Here is a 13,888-nt window from a genome sequence, read left to right as displayed (position 1 = left end):
GGGGAAAATCCACGGCGTTCCGAAGGGGTGGGGAAACCCGAGGGGGCCCGGTCGTCGACCGGGCCCCCTCAAACGTGTTCCGCACCGGCGGCGGCCCTCAGAAGAAGACTCCGCACCGCAGCAGCACATTGGCGTACGGCCGCGCCTCCCCGGTGCGCACGATCAGCCGCGCGCCCGCCGACAACTCCTTGAGCCGCTCGTGCGGGACGAGCCCGAGGGCGGGGAAGAGCCCGTCGAGCAGCGCGGCGCACTCGGCGTTCGCCTCCCGGACCTCCGTCGCCGCCGTCGCGCCCTCGACGACCAGCTCGGCCAGCAGACCGTCCAGCACCTCGGCGAAGGACGGCACCCCGGCCCGGAAGGCCAGGTCGACGACGCGCGGCCCGTCCGGCACGGGCATGCCCGCGTCGCACACCAGGACGCCGTCCCCGTGCCCGAGTTCGGCGAGCGCGCCCGCGAGATGCCGGTTGAGTATCCCCGCCTTCTTCACAGCGCCCCGGCCTCCAGTGCCTCGGCCTCGGCCGCCGTCGGGTACGACTCCTGCGCGCCCGCCCTGGTGACCGCCGCCGCGCCCACCCGGGCCGCGTACGCCGCCGCCTCGGCGAGCGGCTCGCCGGTGCCGAGCCGCCAGGCCAGCGCCGCGGTGAACGCGTCGCCCGCGCCCGTGGTGTCCACGGCATGCACCTTCACGGACGGCACCCGGACCACGCCCCCGGCGGCCGACGCGACCAGCGCGCCCTCGGCGCCCAGGGTCACGACCACCGAGCGCGGGCCCTTGGCCAGCAGGACGCGGGCCCAGTCCTCGGGGCGCTCGCCGACCAGCGAGTCCCCGAGGATCACCTTCGCCTCGTGCTCGTTGACGATCAGCGGGTCGCAGGCGGCCAGCACCTCCCGCGGGAGAGCGCGCGGCGGTGACGGGTTCAGCACGAAACGGCTGTCCGGCGCGAGCGAGCGGACCACCTCCACGACCGTCTCCAGCGGGATCTCCAACTGCGTGGAGACCACCCGGGAGGCGTGGAAGAGACTCGCGGCGGCCCGGACGTCGCCCGGTGCCAGCCGGCCGTTGGCACCCGGCGAGACCACGATGCTGTTGTCCCCGGACGGATCGACGGTGATCAGCGCGACGCCGGTCGGGGCGCCGCCCACCAGCACACCGACCGTGTCGACGCCGGCCGCCCGCTGCGAGTCCAGCAGCAGCCGGCCGTAGTCGTCGTCGCCGACCCGGGCCAGCAGGGCCGTACGGGCACCCAGCCGGGCGGCGGCGACGGCCTGGTTGCCGCCCTTGCCGCCCGGGTGGACGGCCAGGTCGGAGCCGAGCACCGTCTCGCCCGCCGCCGGCCGCCGCTCGACACCGATCACCAGATCGGCGTTGGCCGATCCGACGACCAGCAGGTCGTAGTCGTACATCAATCGTTCTCCGATTCGAGTGATTCCCGCTGGTTTCCGCCGGGTCCCGACGGCCGGTCTCAGCCCCCGAAGCCGGCCACGTTCTCCTTGGTGACGACCTTCACGGGCACCTTCACCGTCTGCTCCACCTTCTTGTCCTCGGCAGCCCGCAGCGCGTTCTGTACGGCGATCCTGCCCAGTTCCTTCGGCTGCTGCGCCACGGAGGCGTACAACGTGCCGTCCTGGACCGCCTTCAGCCCGTCCGGGGTGCCGTCGAAGCCGACGACCTGGACCGACTTTCCGGCCTTGGAACCGAGCGCCTTGATCGCGCCCAGCGCCATCTCGTCGTTCTCCGCGAAGACGCCGTCGACGTCCGGGTGCGCCTGGAGCAGGTTGGTCATCACGTCCAGGCCCTTGGTGCGGTCGAAGTCCGCGGGCTGCTTGGCGACGACCTTGATGCCCGGGTACTCCTTCAGCCCGGCCGCGAAGCCCGCCCCGCGCTCCCGGCTGGCGCTGGTGCCTGCCTGGCCCTGGAGGACGACGATCGTGCCCTTGCCGCCGAGCTTCTCGGCGAGCGCCCGGGCGCCCAGCTTGCCGCCCTCGACGTTGTCGGAGGCCACCAGCGCGGACGTGTCCGCCTTGTTGACGCCGCGGTCCACGGCGATGACGGGGATGTCGTCCTTGTTCGCCGAGCGTACCGAGGGACCGGCCGCGTCGGAGTCCACCGGGTTGACGATGACCGCGGACAGGCTGCCGCTGACGAAGTTCTGCAACTGGTTGGCCTGCTGGGAGGCGTCGTTCTGGGCGTCCGTGACCGTCAGGTCCACGCCCAGCTTCCTCGCCTCCTCCTGCGCGCCGTTCCTGATCTGCACGAAGAACGGGTTGTTGAGCGTGGACAGCGACAGCCCCATCTTCTGGTCCTTGCCGCCGGAGGAACCGTTGTGCAGCAGCGAGGTGGCGCCGACGACGGCCACCGCGACGACGGCCGCGATCACGTAGGTGAGGGCCTGCTTGCCCCGGTTGCCGCCACCGGACGCCCCGGCCGCCGGCGTGACCGCGCCCGCCTTGCGGCGCAGCGTGTCGAAGAGCACCGCCAGCGCGATGACGACACCGATGACGACCTGCTGCCAGAACGCGGAGACGGACAGCAGGTTGAGGCCGTTGCGCAGCACCGCGAGGATCAGCGCGCCGATCAGCGTCCCCGAAGCCTTGCCGGTGCCGCCCGCCAGCGAGGCACCGCCGATCACGACGGCGGCGATGGCGTCCAGCTCGTAGCCCTGCGCGGCCTGCGGCTGCGCCGAGGAGAGCCGGGAGGCGAGCACGATGCCCGCGGCGGCGGCGAACAGGCCGGAGAAGGCGTAGATGGCGAGCTTCTGCCGCTTCACCCGCAGGCCGGACAGCCGCGCGGCCTCCTCGTTGCCGCCGATGGCGTACATGGAGCGGCCGATGTAGGTCCGGCCGAGGACGAACGCGGTGATCAGGCCCATCACGATCATCACGAGCACCGGCACCGGCAGCCAGCCGCCGAGGGTGTCACCGAGGTGCGAGACCGAGTCCGGGAAGGCGATCGGCGAGCCCTGCGAGATGACCAGCGAAAGACCGCGGCCCACCGACAGCATGGCGAGCGTCGCGATGAACGGCGGCAGCTTCCCGTACGAGATGAGGAAACCGTTCACCAGACCGCACGCGATGCCCGTCAGGACGGACAGCAGCACCGCGAGCACCACCGGGATGCCGGCCTCGGTGGCGCTCCAGGCCAGCACGGTGGCCGACAGCGCGGCGACCGAGCCGACCGACAGGTCGATGCCCGCCGAGACGATGACGAAGGTGACGCCGAACGCGAGGATCGCGGTGACGGCGGCCTGGACGCCGACGTTGAGGAGGTTGTCGGCGGTCAGGAAGTCCCCGGACAGCGCCGACATGGCGATGACGAGGACGATCAGCGCGGTCAGCGCGCCGTTGTCGAGCAGCAGGCGGCGCAGACCGCTGGTGGCGCCCTGCGCGCCCGGCTTGCTCTTGAGCGTGTCAGTGGCCACCGGAGGCCTCCGTTCCGTCGCTGTGGGGGGAGTTGCTGGTGTGGGTGCTGACGGCGAGCGCCATCACGGCGTCCTGGGTGGCCTGTTCGGCGGTGAGTTCACCCGCGACGCGCCCCTGCGCCATGACGACCACGCGGTCGCTCATGCCGAGCACCTCCGGCAGATCGCTGGAGATCATGAGCACGGCGGCACCGGCGGCCGTCAGTTCGTTGATGAGCTGGTAGATCTCGACCTTGGCGCCGACGTCGATGCCGCGCGTCGGCTCGTCGAGGATCAGCACCTTGGTGTCCGCCAGCAGCCACTTGCCGATGACGACCTTCTGCTGGTTGCCGCCGGAGAGCGTGCGCACGTGCTGGCCGAGCCCGGCCATCCGCACCCCGAGCTGCCCGGCGATGCGCTCGGCCGCCGCGTGCTGCCCCTTGAGGTCGACGAGCCCGGCGCGGGCGCTGGACCGCAGCGTGACGAGCCCCAGGTTCTCCGCCACGGAGGCGTCGAGCACGAGGCCCTGCCCCTTGCGGTCCTCGGGGACGAGCCCGATCCCGGCGGCCATGGCGGCGTTCACGTCGTGCCGCCGCAACGGCGCACCCGCGACCCGCACGGTTCCGGCGTCGTACGGATCGGCGCCGAACACCGCCCGCACCACCTCCGTCCGCCCGGCGCCGACGAGCCCCGCGATGCCGACGACCTCACCGGCCCGCACCTCGAAGCCGACGTCGTGGAAGACACCGTCCCGGGTGAGCCCCTCCACCTTGAGCAGTGCCTCACCGGCGTCGGTGCGCTCGCGCGGGTACTGCTGCTCGATCGACCGCCCGACCATGAGCCGGACCAGCTCGTCCTCGGGCGTGGAGGCGGGCACCTGGCCGACACTCCGGCCGTCCCGGATGACGGTCACCCGGTCGCCGAGCGCGGCGATCTCCTCCAGGTGATGGGTGATGAAGACGATGCCGACGCCGTCCTCGCGCAGCCGCCGCACGATGGCGAACAGCTTCTCCACCTCGTCGGAGGTGAGCACGGCGGTCGGCTCGTCCATGATGAGCACCCGCGCGTCCAGGCTGAGCGCCTTGGCGATCTCGACCATCTGGAGCCGGGCGATACCGAGTTCACGCACCCGTGCGCGGGGAGACACGTGGACCCCCACCCGCTCCAGCAGCACCTCGGCGTCGGCTTCCATCCGCTTCCGGTCGATCATGCCGAACCGGCGGGGCTGGCGCCCCAGGAAGATGTTCTCCGCCACCGTCAGGTCGGGGACGAGGTTGAACTCCTGGTAGATGGTGGCGATCCCGAGGCGCTCGGAGTCCTGCGCACCGTGGATGCGCACCTCCTCACCACCGGCCAGGATCCGCCCGGCGTCGGGCGTGTAGGCGCCGGAGAGCATCTTGATGAGCGTGCTCTTGCCCGCGCCGTTCTCACCGAGGAGCACGTGCACCTCGCCCCGGCGCAGGTCGAAGTCGACGCTGTCGAGCGCGACCACGCCGGGGAAGGTCTTGCGGATGCCCTCGATGCGCAGCAACTCGTCCGGACTGCGGCTGCTCACGGCGTACTCCTTCGTACGGGGGACGGGGACGGGGGGTGTGGTGCGGCGGGCGGCTCACCGCACGAGCGGCGGACGACGAGCCGGGCCGGAAGGGTGACGGACTCGCCGGTCCGCCCCGCGATCCGCTCGACGAGGGCGCGTACGGCCGCCCGCCCCAGCTCGCGGGTGGGCTGGGCGATCGCGGTGACCGGCGGACCGGTGTGCACGAACCAGGGGATGTCGTCGAACGCGGCGAGCCCGATGTCCTCGGGGACCCGCAGCCCGCGCGCGCGGACGGCGTCCAGCGCGCCGAGCGCCATCAGGTTGTCGGCGGCGAAGACGACCTCGGGCGGCTCGGGCAGGTCGAGGAAACCCTCGGTGACCCGGCGTCCGCTGCCGGCCTGGAAGTCGCCCTGGCCGATGTAGGCGTCCGGGAGGGGGAGCCCGTACGCGGCGAGCGCCTCGCGGAAGGCGTCGACGCGCTCGCGTCCGGTGGTCGTGGCGGCGGGCCCGGCGATGATCGCGAGCCGCCGGTGCCCGAGCCCGTGCAGATGCGCGACGAGGTCCCGTACGGCCGCCCGCCCGTCCGACCTGACGACGGGCACGTCCACACCGGGGATCCAGCGGTCGACGAAGACCATCGGCGTCCCGGCCCGCGCGGCGTCCAGCATGCGCGGGGAGCCCCCGTCGGTGGGGGAGACGAGCAACCCGTCGATCCGCCGGTCCAGCAGCGTGGTGACGTGGTGGTCCTGGAGGTCGGGCCGCTCGTCGGCGTTGCCGATGATGACGCTGTAGCCGAGCGCGCGGGCCTCCTCCTCGACGGAACGGGCCAGCTCGGTGAAGTACGGGTTCATGACGTCGCTGATGACCAGGCCGAGAGTGCGGGTCTGGTCGGTGCGCAGCGACCGGGCGAGGGCGTTGGGGCGGTAGCCCAGCGTCTCGACGGCGGCCAGCACACGGGCGCGTGCGGCGGCGCTGACCGACGGGTGGCCGTTGAGCGCCCGCGAGACCGTCGCGACGGACACACCCGCCTCGGCGGCGACGTCCTTGATGCTCGCCATCGTCGTTCCACCTCCTCGTGGAATCGATTACATGGAGGATTGGAAACGATTACACGGGCAGGAATCAAGGGGTCGGATCGGGCCGAGACGCAATCGTGACCGGGCCCGTCCGGGACGGTGGGCCGGTGCCCGACACCGGCCCACCACCACGAACGGGCCGTCCGAGTACCGTCCGGGCAGGTGAGGCGGTAGGAACGGGACGACGGCGGTGGCCGGTCCCAGGGCGTACGACGGCGCCCCCGCGCCCCCGCGGACCCGGGAGCGCGCGCATGGCCCATCCCTCCGGCGGACCGGCCGGGACGGACACCTTCCCGGCGCTGTGCGGGCACACGCACCTCTTCCCGGGGGCGCGCTGTCGCCTCCAGGGGCTCCCGGACCCGGACGCGTTCGTGGCCGGGCCCCGGCCGCTCGACGTGGACCTGCGGTTCTCCGACGGGGTGATGGTGGCGGCGCGGCTGCTCACGGAGCCGGGGGAGGGGCCGCCCCTGGTGCTGACCGTTCCCGCCCACACCACCGCGGCCGGGACCCGGATCGACGCGCGTGCGTGGCGGGTGCGGGACCTGGTCGTACGGGAGGGCGCCGACGTGGAACTCGTCGTCGGCGCCCTCCCGCGGTCCTGACCGGTGCGGCTCAGCCCATGGCGGCCTCGAACATCCCGGCCTCGTACGAGCCGCCCTTCTGGTGGGTGATCACGGCGAGCCGGTTGGCCGCGTTGATCAGGGCGACCAGGCAGACCAGGGCGGCGACCTGGTCGTCGTCGTAGTGCTTGCGCACCAGCTCCCACGTCTCGTCGGAGACGCCCTCGTGCGCGTCGGCGAGCCGGGTGCCCTCCTCGGCGAGGGCCAGCGCCGCCCGCTCGGCCTCGGTGAAGACCGTGGTCTCGCGCCAGGCGGCGACCAGGTGCAGCCGGACCGCGCTCTCCCCGGCGGCCGCGGCCTCCTTGACGTGCATGTCGATGCAGTGGCCGCAGCCGTTGATCTGGCTGGCCCGCAGCGACACCAGCTCCTGCGTGGCCTTCGGCAGCGCCGACTGGTGGACCAGCATCCCGGTGCCCGCGAACCGCTTCGCGAACCTGCCGCCGAACTCGTTCTCGAACAGGTTGAATCGGGTGTCCATGATCTCGTCCTCGCTCGCTCTCGGTGCCTCGGTGACGCACACAAGACGCCGACGGCCCGCACCCTGTGACAGGGCGGGAACGTGACCCAGGACACCACCGGCGGGTGTCACGGAACCCCGGCGACCGGTGTCCTGTGCGCGTGACACCGCCTGAACCGAACGAACGGGAGAAGCTGGTGACCAGCGAGAACAGCGGCCGCGAACAGGACGGCGCCACGGAGTCCTTCGTCGCCCACCGCAATCTGCTCTTCACCGTCGCCTACGAGATGCTCGGCTCGGCCGCCGACGCCGAGGACGTCCTCCAGGAGACCTGGCTGAAGTGGGCGGGAGTCGACCTCGACACGGTGCGCGACCGCCGCGCCTACCTGGTGCGCATCACCACCCGCCAGGCGCTGAACCGGCTGCGTACGCTCGGCCGCCGCAAGGAGTCCTACGTCGGCTCCTGGCTGCCCGAGCCGCTGCTCACCGCGCCCGACGTGGCCGAGGACGTCGAGCTGGCCGACAGCGTGTCGATGGCGATGATGCTGGTCATGGAGACGCTCTCGCCCACCGAGCGGGCGGTGTTCGTGCTGCGCGAGGTGTTCGAACTCGACTACGACGAGATCGCCGAGGCCGTCGAGAAGACCCCGGCCGCCGTCCGCCAGACCGCGCACCGGGCCCGCGCGCACGTCGCGGCCCGCCGGCCGCGCGGAGTCGTCTCGCGCTCCGAGACCCGGGACGCGCTCGACGCGTTCCAGCGGGCCGTCCAGACGGGCGACCTCCAGGGCCTGCTCGACATCCTCGCGCCGGACGTCGTCCTGCTGGGCGACGGCGGCGGCATCAAGCAGGCCGTCCTGCGGCCCGTCACCGGCGCCGACAAGGTGGCCCGCCTCATGCTGGGCGGCCTGGTCAAGCTGCCCGTCGCGGTGACGATGGACCCGGCCCAGGTCAACGGACACCCCGCCCTGATCATCCGGCTCGACGGCGAGCTGGACACCGTGGTGGCGGTCCGCTTCGAGGCCGGGCGCATCACGGGGCTCTACGCGGTGCGCAATCCCGAGAAGCTGTCGCGCATGCGTGAGGAGACGGCCCTGAGCCGCTGAACGATCGGCTCACCGAGGTTCCGGCAGCGTCTCGCCGGTCTCCAGCAGCGTCTTGAGGCTGGACATCAGGGCGGGCCAGCCGTGCTGGATCATCTCGCGGGCGGTGCTGCCGGGCTCGAACCCGTCGTGGACGACGGTCAGCTTCACCGACCCGCCGAGGTCCTCGATCTCGAACGCGACCTTCGAGCGCCGCTCGGCGGCGAGCCTGGCGAGGGTCGCGTCGTCGATCCCGTTGGCCGCCGCCCACTCCGGCGTGAAGGTGTGCCAGGTGTACGCCAGCCGCCGGAAGGGATCCGACTCCAGCACGACCTGCTCGGGGTCGGCCGTCTCGGCCCCCCGCTCCCGCCACACCACCGGCGACCCCGCCGCCCAGTCGGTGCCGAACTCCAGCCCCCAGTAGCGGCGGGTGAACGCCGGGTCGGTCAGGCCCTGCCACAGCTTCTCCGGCGTGGTCCTGATGTAGGTCGTGTAGACGAACGCGTTGCTGTCCATGGCGGTGTCCTCCAGCGCGTGCTTGAGGTCGGCGAGTGCGTGCACCCGCTCCCGGTCGTAGCGGCTGATCCAGCGTTCGGCGATGGCGTTGATCGGTTCGGCGTTGAGGTAGTGCAGCTTCTCCCGGCCCCGCCGGGCGGTGGTGACCAGGTGGGCCGCCTCCAGCAGGGCCAGGTGCTTGCTGACCGACTGCCGGGCCATGTCCAGCCCGGCACACAGCTCGCGCAGGCTCTGCCCGTTGCGCGCGTTCAGACGGTCCAGCAGTCGTCGCCGGTTGCCGTCCGCCAGCGCCTTGAAGACCTCGTCCATCTCCGCCCCTCTGACATGCAGCCTATTGGCTGCCTATTACGTTAGGCAGCCGGGCGGCTGCATGTCAAACGCAGCTCGCACCACACGTACTTCCCCCGGTTGCCGTGCCTGGCCAGCGGATGCCATCCCCACACGTCCGCGCAGGCCCGCACCAGCGCGAGGCCCCGGCCCTCCTCCAACTCCTCCGTCCTCTCGAACGCGGTCGGCGGTTCCGGCGGTCCCGGGTCCGCGTCCCATGCCCCGATCCGCAGCGTGCCGGGCGGCGACCAGCGGATGCGGAGGGCGGCGGGGCCCTTGGTGTGCCGTACGGCGTTGGAGACCAGCTCCGTGGCCAGCAGTTCGGCGACGTCGACGAGGCGGATCAGCCCGTGCATGGTGAGGACCAGGCGGAGGGTGCGGCGGCTGACGGTGACGGCGCGGAGGTCGTTGGGGAGGTAGAGGGAGTACTCCCACGGTTCGTTTTCGGGCATGCGGAGCTCCTCGCGGAGGGCGGATGGGGTGAGGGGCGGGCCCGGTGTCATTGCCGCAGCCGTTATGGCAGGACGGGGCGGTGCGCTTCCGGTAACCCGTGTCGCACGGTGTGCGTCGCGTCACTGACGGTAGATCTAAATTTAGGGACGGGGCAAGTCGATCGCGTAATCTGACGCCGAACGAGTTGCACCAACAGACGTGTGAAGAGGGCCAGTCGATGGTGAAGAGGCGCGAACCGACGGCACGTCAGGTGCGACTGGCAACCGAACTGCGCAGACTCCGTGAGGCGGCAGGGCTCAACTCCCGCCAGGCGGCGGAGCTGCTCGGCGTGGCGCCCGCGCAGATCACTCACATCGAGTCCGCCCTCGCCGGAGTGAGCGAGCAGCGAGTCCGCCGCCTGGCCTCCCATTACGCCTGTACGGATGAGGAGTTCATCGACGCGCTCGTCGCCATGGCCACCGAGCGGTCAACCGGCTGGTGGGAACAGTATCGAGGTCTGCTTCCCACGCCGTTCCTGGACCTGTCCGAGCTGGAGCACCACGCCCGCTTCCTCCGCCACGTGGCCATCCTGTACGTGCCGGGGCTGCTCCAGACCGAGGGCTATTCGCGTGCCGTGTTTTCCGCCAGGCTGCCGGCGCTGACCGCCGAGGAGTTGGAGGTGCGTATCCAGCACCGTAAGGCGCGTCAGGCACTCGCCATCCCCTACGAAGCGGTGATCCATGAAGCCGCGCTCCGGATCAGGGTTGGCGATCGTGACAACTCCAGGGCCCAACTGGCGCGGCTCGCAGAGCTCTCGGAGGCGGACCACATCACCGTGCGCGTCATCCCTTTCGACCTGGACAACTTCGCCAGGGCTTCCAGCACTATGACGTACGTGAGTGGCCCCTTGCCCAGGCTGGACACCGTCGTGCGAGATGCGCCGCACGGTTCGGTCTTCCTTGACTCCGAGGCGCAACTCGACGCGTATCGAACGCGTTTCCGTATGGTGGAGGAAGTGTCACTTGGGCCCGACAGGTCGCGTGATTTCATCCATCAGCTGACGAAAGAGCTGTGAGGTACCCATGAGAGCTCGTGGCAACTGGCGGAAGTCTTCGTATTCAGGCGAGGGCGACGGCAACGAGTGTGTGGAGGTCGCGAACTCGACCACGCACGTCGCCGTCCGCGACTCCAAGGCCCCCTCGTACGGGACCCTTACGGTCCCGACTGAAGTCTTCGCGACATTCCTTGGCGGGATCAAGAGGGCGGAAACGGAGTGGTGAGCACCATGGACACCTGGCGCAAGTCGTCCTACTCCGGCGAGGGCGACGGCAACAACTGCGTGGAGATAGCCACCTCGGTCACCCGCGTACGTGTCCGCGACTCCAAGGCCCCCGCCCGGGCCACCCTCGCCTTCCCCCGCGCCGCCTTCACCCGCTTCCTCACGGTGTTGAAGGAGCCGGAGGAAATGGTGCATCCCCGCTGACCCAGCACACCTCCCCGGGGCTGCCGTCGCCCACGTCGAACTGGCAGCACTCTGCGCCGACGGCCGCGGCGAGGTCGGTGAACGTCCTCCTGATGCTCGCCGACCGCTCGAACAGGCGGCTCATGCCCGACGTCGCCGCCCAGAACTCCAGGGAGGTGTACCGGGGATCGAGGAAGGACCGGAACCGGACCGTCAGGTAGACGTACCCGATCCGGACCCGCCCGTTCTCCTCGGGCGGGAGTCCGTACGACTCCGCGTACGCCCGCACCGCGTCGTCGACCGGGAGCATGAGGGACGTGTCCAGGTCGAGCGTGTCGAGCGAGGAGCAGTCCACCGGCTCGCTGCCGAAGCCGGACGTGAACGGCAGGACGATCCGCTCGCCCCCGGGCAGCGTGACGTCGAGCGGCGGCACGTCACGGGACCGGGGCGCCAGCCCGGCCACGGCGGCCAGCGCCCCGGCGAGGTTCCAAGGACGCAGGTAGATGTCGTAGCCGTACGTGAGCCCCATGTCTCCCTGATCCTGCCGCACCGTGCACCGCTGTCACACCCCGCGGGTACCGTCGGATCATGACCGACCAGCCCCCCGCGGCCCCCGGTGAGCGGCGGCTCGCCACCCTCGAAGGCGTCCTGGAGAGGATCACGTACGCCAATGAGGAGAACGGCTACACCGTCGCCCGGGTCGACACCGGCAGAGGCGCCGGCGATCTGCTGACCGTCGTCGGCGCGCTGCTCGGTGCGCAGGCGGGGGAGTCGCTGCGGATGGAGGGGCGCTGGGGGTCGCACCCCCAGTACGGCAAGCAGTTCCACGTGGAGAACTACACGACGCTGCTGCCCGCCACCGTGCAGGGCATCCGGCGTTATCTCGGGTCCGGGCTGGTCAAGGGCATCGGGCCGGTCTTCGCGGACCGGATCACGCAGCACTTCGGACTGGACACCCTCACCATCATCGAGGAGGAGCCCAAGCGGCTCATCGAGGTGCCCGGCCTGGGGCCCAAGCGGACCAAGAAGATCGCCGACGCCTGGGAGGAGCAGAAGGCGATCAAGGAGGTCATGCTCTTCCTCCAGACCGTCGAGGTGTCCACCTCCATCGCCGTCCGCATCTACAAGAAGTACGGGGACGCCTCCATCTCCGTCGTGAAGAACCAGCCCTACCGGCTCGCCGCCGACGTCTGGGGCATCGGCTTCCTCACCGCCGACAAGATCGCCCAGTCCGTCGGGATCCCGCACGACAGCCCGGAGCGGGTGAAGGCCGGTCTCCAGTACGCGCTCTCGCAGGCCACCGACCAGGGGCATTGCTACCTCCCCGAGGAGAAGCTGATCGCCGACGCGGTGAAGCTGCTCCAGGTGGACACCGGGCTCGTCATCGAGTGTCTGGGCGAGCTGGCCGCCGAGCCGGAGGAGGACGGCGAGGACCCCGGCGTGGTCCGGGAGAAGGTCCCCCACCCCGAGGGGGGCGAGCCGATCACCGCCGTCTACCTCGTCCCCTTCCACCGTGCCGAGCTGGCCCTGGCCGGGCAGTTGCGCCGCCTCCTGCGGACGGACGAGGACCGGATGCCCGGCTTCCAGGATGTGGACTGGGACAAGGCGCTCGGGTGGCTGAAGGGGCGCACCGGCGCCGATCTCGCGCCCGAGCAGGAGGCCGCGGTCAAGCTCGCGCTCAGCGAGAAGGTCGCCGTGCTCACCGGCGGACCCGGCTGCGGCAAGTCCTTCACCGTGCGGTCGATCGTGGAGCTGGCGCGGGCCAAGAAGGCGAAGGTCGTGCTCGCCGCGCCCACCGGCCGGGCCGCCAAGCGGCTCGCCGAGCTGACCGGCGCCGAGGCGTCCACCGTGCACCGGCTGCTGGAGCTGAAGCCCGGCGGCGACGCGGCCTACGACCGGGAACGGCCGCTCGACGCCGACCTGGTGGTGGTGGACGAGGCGTCGATGCTGGACCTGCTCCTCGCCAACAAGCTCGCCAAGGCCGTCGCCCCGGGCGCCCACCTGCTCCTCGTCGGGGACGTCGACCAGCTGCCGAGTGTGGGTGCGGGGGAGGTACTGCGGGACCTGCTGGCACCCGGCAGCCCGGTGCCCGCCGTGCGCCTCACCCGCGTCTTCCGGCAGGCCCAGCAGTCCGGCGTGGTCACCAACGCGCACCGGATCAACGCCGGGCAGCACCCCGTCACCGACGGGATGAAGGACTTCTTCCTCTTCGTCGAGGACGACACCGAGGAGGCGGGGCGGCTCACCGTCGACGTCGCCGCGCGGCGCATCCCCGCGAAGTTCGGGCTCGATCCGCGCCGGGACGTCCAGGTGCTGGCCCCCATGCACCGGGGACCGGCGGGCGCCGGGACGCTGAACGGGCTGCTCCAGCAGGCCGTCACCCCGGGGCGCCCGGACGTGCCGGAGAAGCGGTTCGGCGGACGGGTGTTCCGGGTCGGCGACAAGGTCACCCAGATCCGCAACAATTACGACAAGGGCGAGAACGGCGTCTTCAACGGCACCGTGGGCGTCGTCACCTCGCTCGACCCGGTGGACCAGCGCCTCACGGTGTTGACCGACGAGGACGAGGAGGTGCCGTACGACTTCGACGAACTGGACGAACTGGCCCACGCGTACGCGGTCACCATCCACCGGTCCCAGGGGAGCGAGTACCCGGCCGTCGTCATCCCCGTGACGACCGGCGCCTGGATGATGCTCCAGCGGAACCTGCTGTACACGGCGGTCACCCGGGCGAAGAAGCTGGTCGTCCTCGTCGGTTCGCGCAAGGCGATCGGGCAGGCGGTGCGCACGGTCTCGGCCGGAAGACGCTGCACGGCGCTCGACTTCCGGCTCGCCGGGCCCCGGCCGTGAAACCTTGCGGTAAACATGTCCGCCCGTGTGAAAAAAATGATCGATCAAACGAGTCGGAAAGGTCACACAGCACTTCCGGATGGGCTCCGGAGGGGGCAGGATGAGCAAGTTGACGGCACTGAGTGCCGCCAATA

The 13,888-nt window shown here is 71.1% G+C and carries 15 protein-coding genes; 6 read left to right on the top strand and 9 right to left on the bottom strand.

The genetic code is table 11. The features are described from left to right. Nucleotides 1-97: 97 nt before the first annotated feature. From rbsD to BZZ08_RS11720, 5 genes are read right to left on the bottom strand one after another with little or no spacing between them, the layout of a single operon-like run. Nucleotides 98-487, bottom strand: a complete 390-nt coding sequence (rbsD, locus tag BZZ08_RS11740) for a D-ribose pyranase (protein ID WP_104632119.1) — start codon at nucleotides 485-487, stop codon at nucleotides 98-100. After that, nucleotides 484-1,404 (bottom strand): ribokinase, encoded by a 921-nt coding sequence (locus BZZ08_RS11735; RefSeq protein ID WP_104632118.1) that lies wholly within the window; start codon nucleotides 1,402-1,404, stop codon nucleotides 484-486. Before BZZ08_RS11735 ends, rbsD begins: the two co-directional genes overlap by 4 nt. Nucleotides 1,405-1,463: 59 nt before the next feature. Continuing rightward, nucleotides 1,464-3,419 carry an ABC transporter permease/substrate-binding protein gene (locus tag BZZ08_RS11730; RefSeq protein ID WP_104632117.1) on the bottom strand — a complete coding sequence of 652 codons (1,956 nt, stop codon included), beginning with the start codon at nucleotides 3,417-3,419 and terminating at the stop codon, nucleotides 1,464-1,466. After that, nucleotides 3,409-4,953 carry a sugar ABC transporter ATP-binding protein gene (locus BZZ08_RS11725; RefSeq protein ID WP_104632116.1) on the bottom strand — a complete coding sequence of 515 codons (1,545 nt, stop codon included), beginning with the start codon at nucleotides 4,951-4,953 and terminating at the stop codon, nucleotides 3,409-3,411. The genes BZZ08_RS11730 and BZZ08_RS11725 overlap by 11 nt, the downstream gene beginning before the upstream one ends. Next, nucleotides 4,950-5,993, bottom strand: coding sequence for a LacI family DNA-binding transcriptional regulator (locus BZZ08_RS11720; RefSeq protein WP_104632115.1), 1,044 nt, complete (start codon nucleotides 5,991-5,993; stop codon nucleotides 4,950-4,952). Before BZZ08_RS11720 ends, BZZ08_RS11725 begins: the two co-directional genes overlap by 4 nt. A 269-nt stretch (nucleotides 5,994-6,262) precedes the next feature. On the opposite strand from BZZ08_RS11720, the gene BZZ08_RS11715 reads away from it, so the two are divergent. Further along, on the top strand, nucleotides 6,263-6,613 hold the full coding sequence (locus BZZ08_RS11715; protein ID WP_104632114.1) for a hypothetical protein: 351 nt from the start codon (nucleotides 6,263-6,265) through the stop codon (nucleotides 6,611-6,613). Between the two features lie 10 nt (nucleotides 6,614-6,623). Here the strand turns inward: BZZ08_RS11715 and BZZ08_RS11710 are convergent, their stop codons facing one another. Further along, on the bottom strand, nucleotides 6,624-7,109 hold the full coding sequence (locus BZZ08_RS11710) for a carboxymuconolactone decarboxylase family protein (RefSeq protein WP_104632113.1): 486 nt from the start codon (nucleotides 7,107-7,109) through the stop codon (nucleotides 6,624-6,626). Nucleotides 7,110-7,243: 134 nt separating this feature from the next. Here BZZ08_RS11710 and BZZ08_RS11705 point away from each other — a divergent pair, with 134 nt between their 5' ends. Then, nucleotides 7,244-8,191, top strand: coding sequence for an RNA polymerase sigma-70 factor (locus tag BZZ08_RS11705; protein WP_104632112.1), 948 nt, complete (start codon nucleotides 7,244-7,246; stop codon nucleotides 8,189-8,191). A 9-nt stretch (nucleotides 8,192-8,200) separates the two neighbouring features. Here the strand turns inward: BZZ08_RS11705 and BZZ08_RS11700 are convergent, their stop codons facing one another. Then, nucleotides 8,201-8,992, bottom strand: coding sequence for an ArsR/SmtB family transcription factor (locus BZZ08_RS11700; RefSeq protein ID WP_104632111.1), 792 nt, complete (start codon nucleotides 8,990-8,992; stop codon nucleotides 8,201-8,203). Between the two features lie 41 nt (nucleotides 8,993-9,033). After that, nucleotides 9,034-9,462, bottom strand: coding sequence for an ATP-binding protein (locus BZZ08_RS11695; RefSeq protein ID WP_104632110.1), 429 nt, complete (start codon nucleotides 9,460-9,462; stop codon nucleotides 9,034-9,036). 218 nt (nucleotides 9,463-9,680) lie between these two features. On the opposite strand from BZZ08_RS11695, the gene BZZ08_RS11690 reads away from it, so the two are divergent. From BZZ08_RS11690 to BZZ08_RS11680, 3 genes are read left to right on the top strand one after another with little or no spacing between them, the layout of a single operon-like run. Then, entirely contained in the window at nucleotides 9,681-10,517 is an 837-nt protein-coding gene (locus BZZ08_RS11690; RefSeq protein ID WP_104632109.1) for a helix-turn-helix domain-containing protein, read from the top strand. A gap of 7 nt (nucleotides 10,518-10,524) precedes the next feature. Beyond that, nucleotides 10,525-10,722, top strand: coding sequence for a DUF397 domain-containing protein (locus BZZ08_RS11685; protein WP_104632108.1), 198 nt, complete (start codon nucleotides 10,525-10,527; stop codon nucleotides 10,720-10,722). Beyond that, nucleotides 10,719-10,925: a DUF397 domain-containing protein gene (locus tag BZZ08_RS11680; RefSeq protein WP_104632197.1), complete on the top strand. Its 207-nt coding sequence runs from the start codon at nucleotides 10,719-10,721 to the stop codon at nucleotides 10,923-10,925. Before BZZ08_RS11685 ends, BZZ08_RS11680 begins: the two co-directional genes overlap by 4 nt. Here BZZ08_RS11680 and BZZ08_RS11675 read toward each other — a convergent pair. Beyond that, complete coding sequence (locus BZZ08_RS11675; RefSeq protein WP_104632107.1) at nucleotides 10,882-11,433, bottom strand: hypothetical protein; 552 nt, start codon at nucleotides 11,431-11,433, stop codon at nucleotides 10,882-10,884. The two genes, BZZ08_RS11680 and BZZ08_RS11675, sit on opposite strands and share 44 nt — an antisense overlap. A gap of 59 nt (nucleotides 11,434-11,492) precedes the next feature. Between BZZ08_RS11675 and recD2 the strand changes: the two genes are divergently transcribed. Further along, on the top strand, nucleotides 11,493-13,754 hold the full coding sequence (gene recD2, locus BZZ08_RS11670) for an SF1B family DNA helicase RecD2 (RefSeq protein WP_104632106.1): 2,262 nt from the start codon (nucleotides 11,493-11,495) through the stop codon (nucleotides 13,752-13,754). The last annotated feature ends 134 nt before the right edge of the window (nucleotides 13,755-13,888 follow it).

This window comes from Streptomyces sp. MH60 (assembly GCF_002939385.1).
GTDB lineage: Bacteria > Actinomycetota > Actinomycetes > Streptomycetales > Streptomycetaceae > Streptomyces.
Note: the sequence above shows the minus strand (reverse complement) of the source record. Positions and strands in the feature narration are given on the sequence as shown.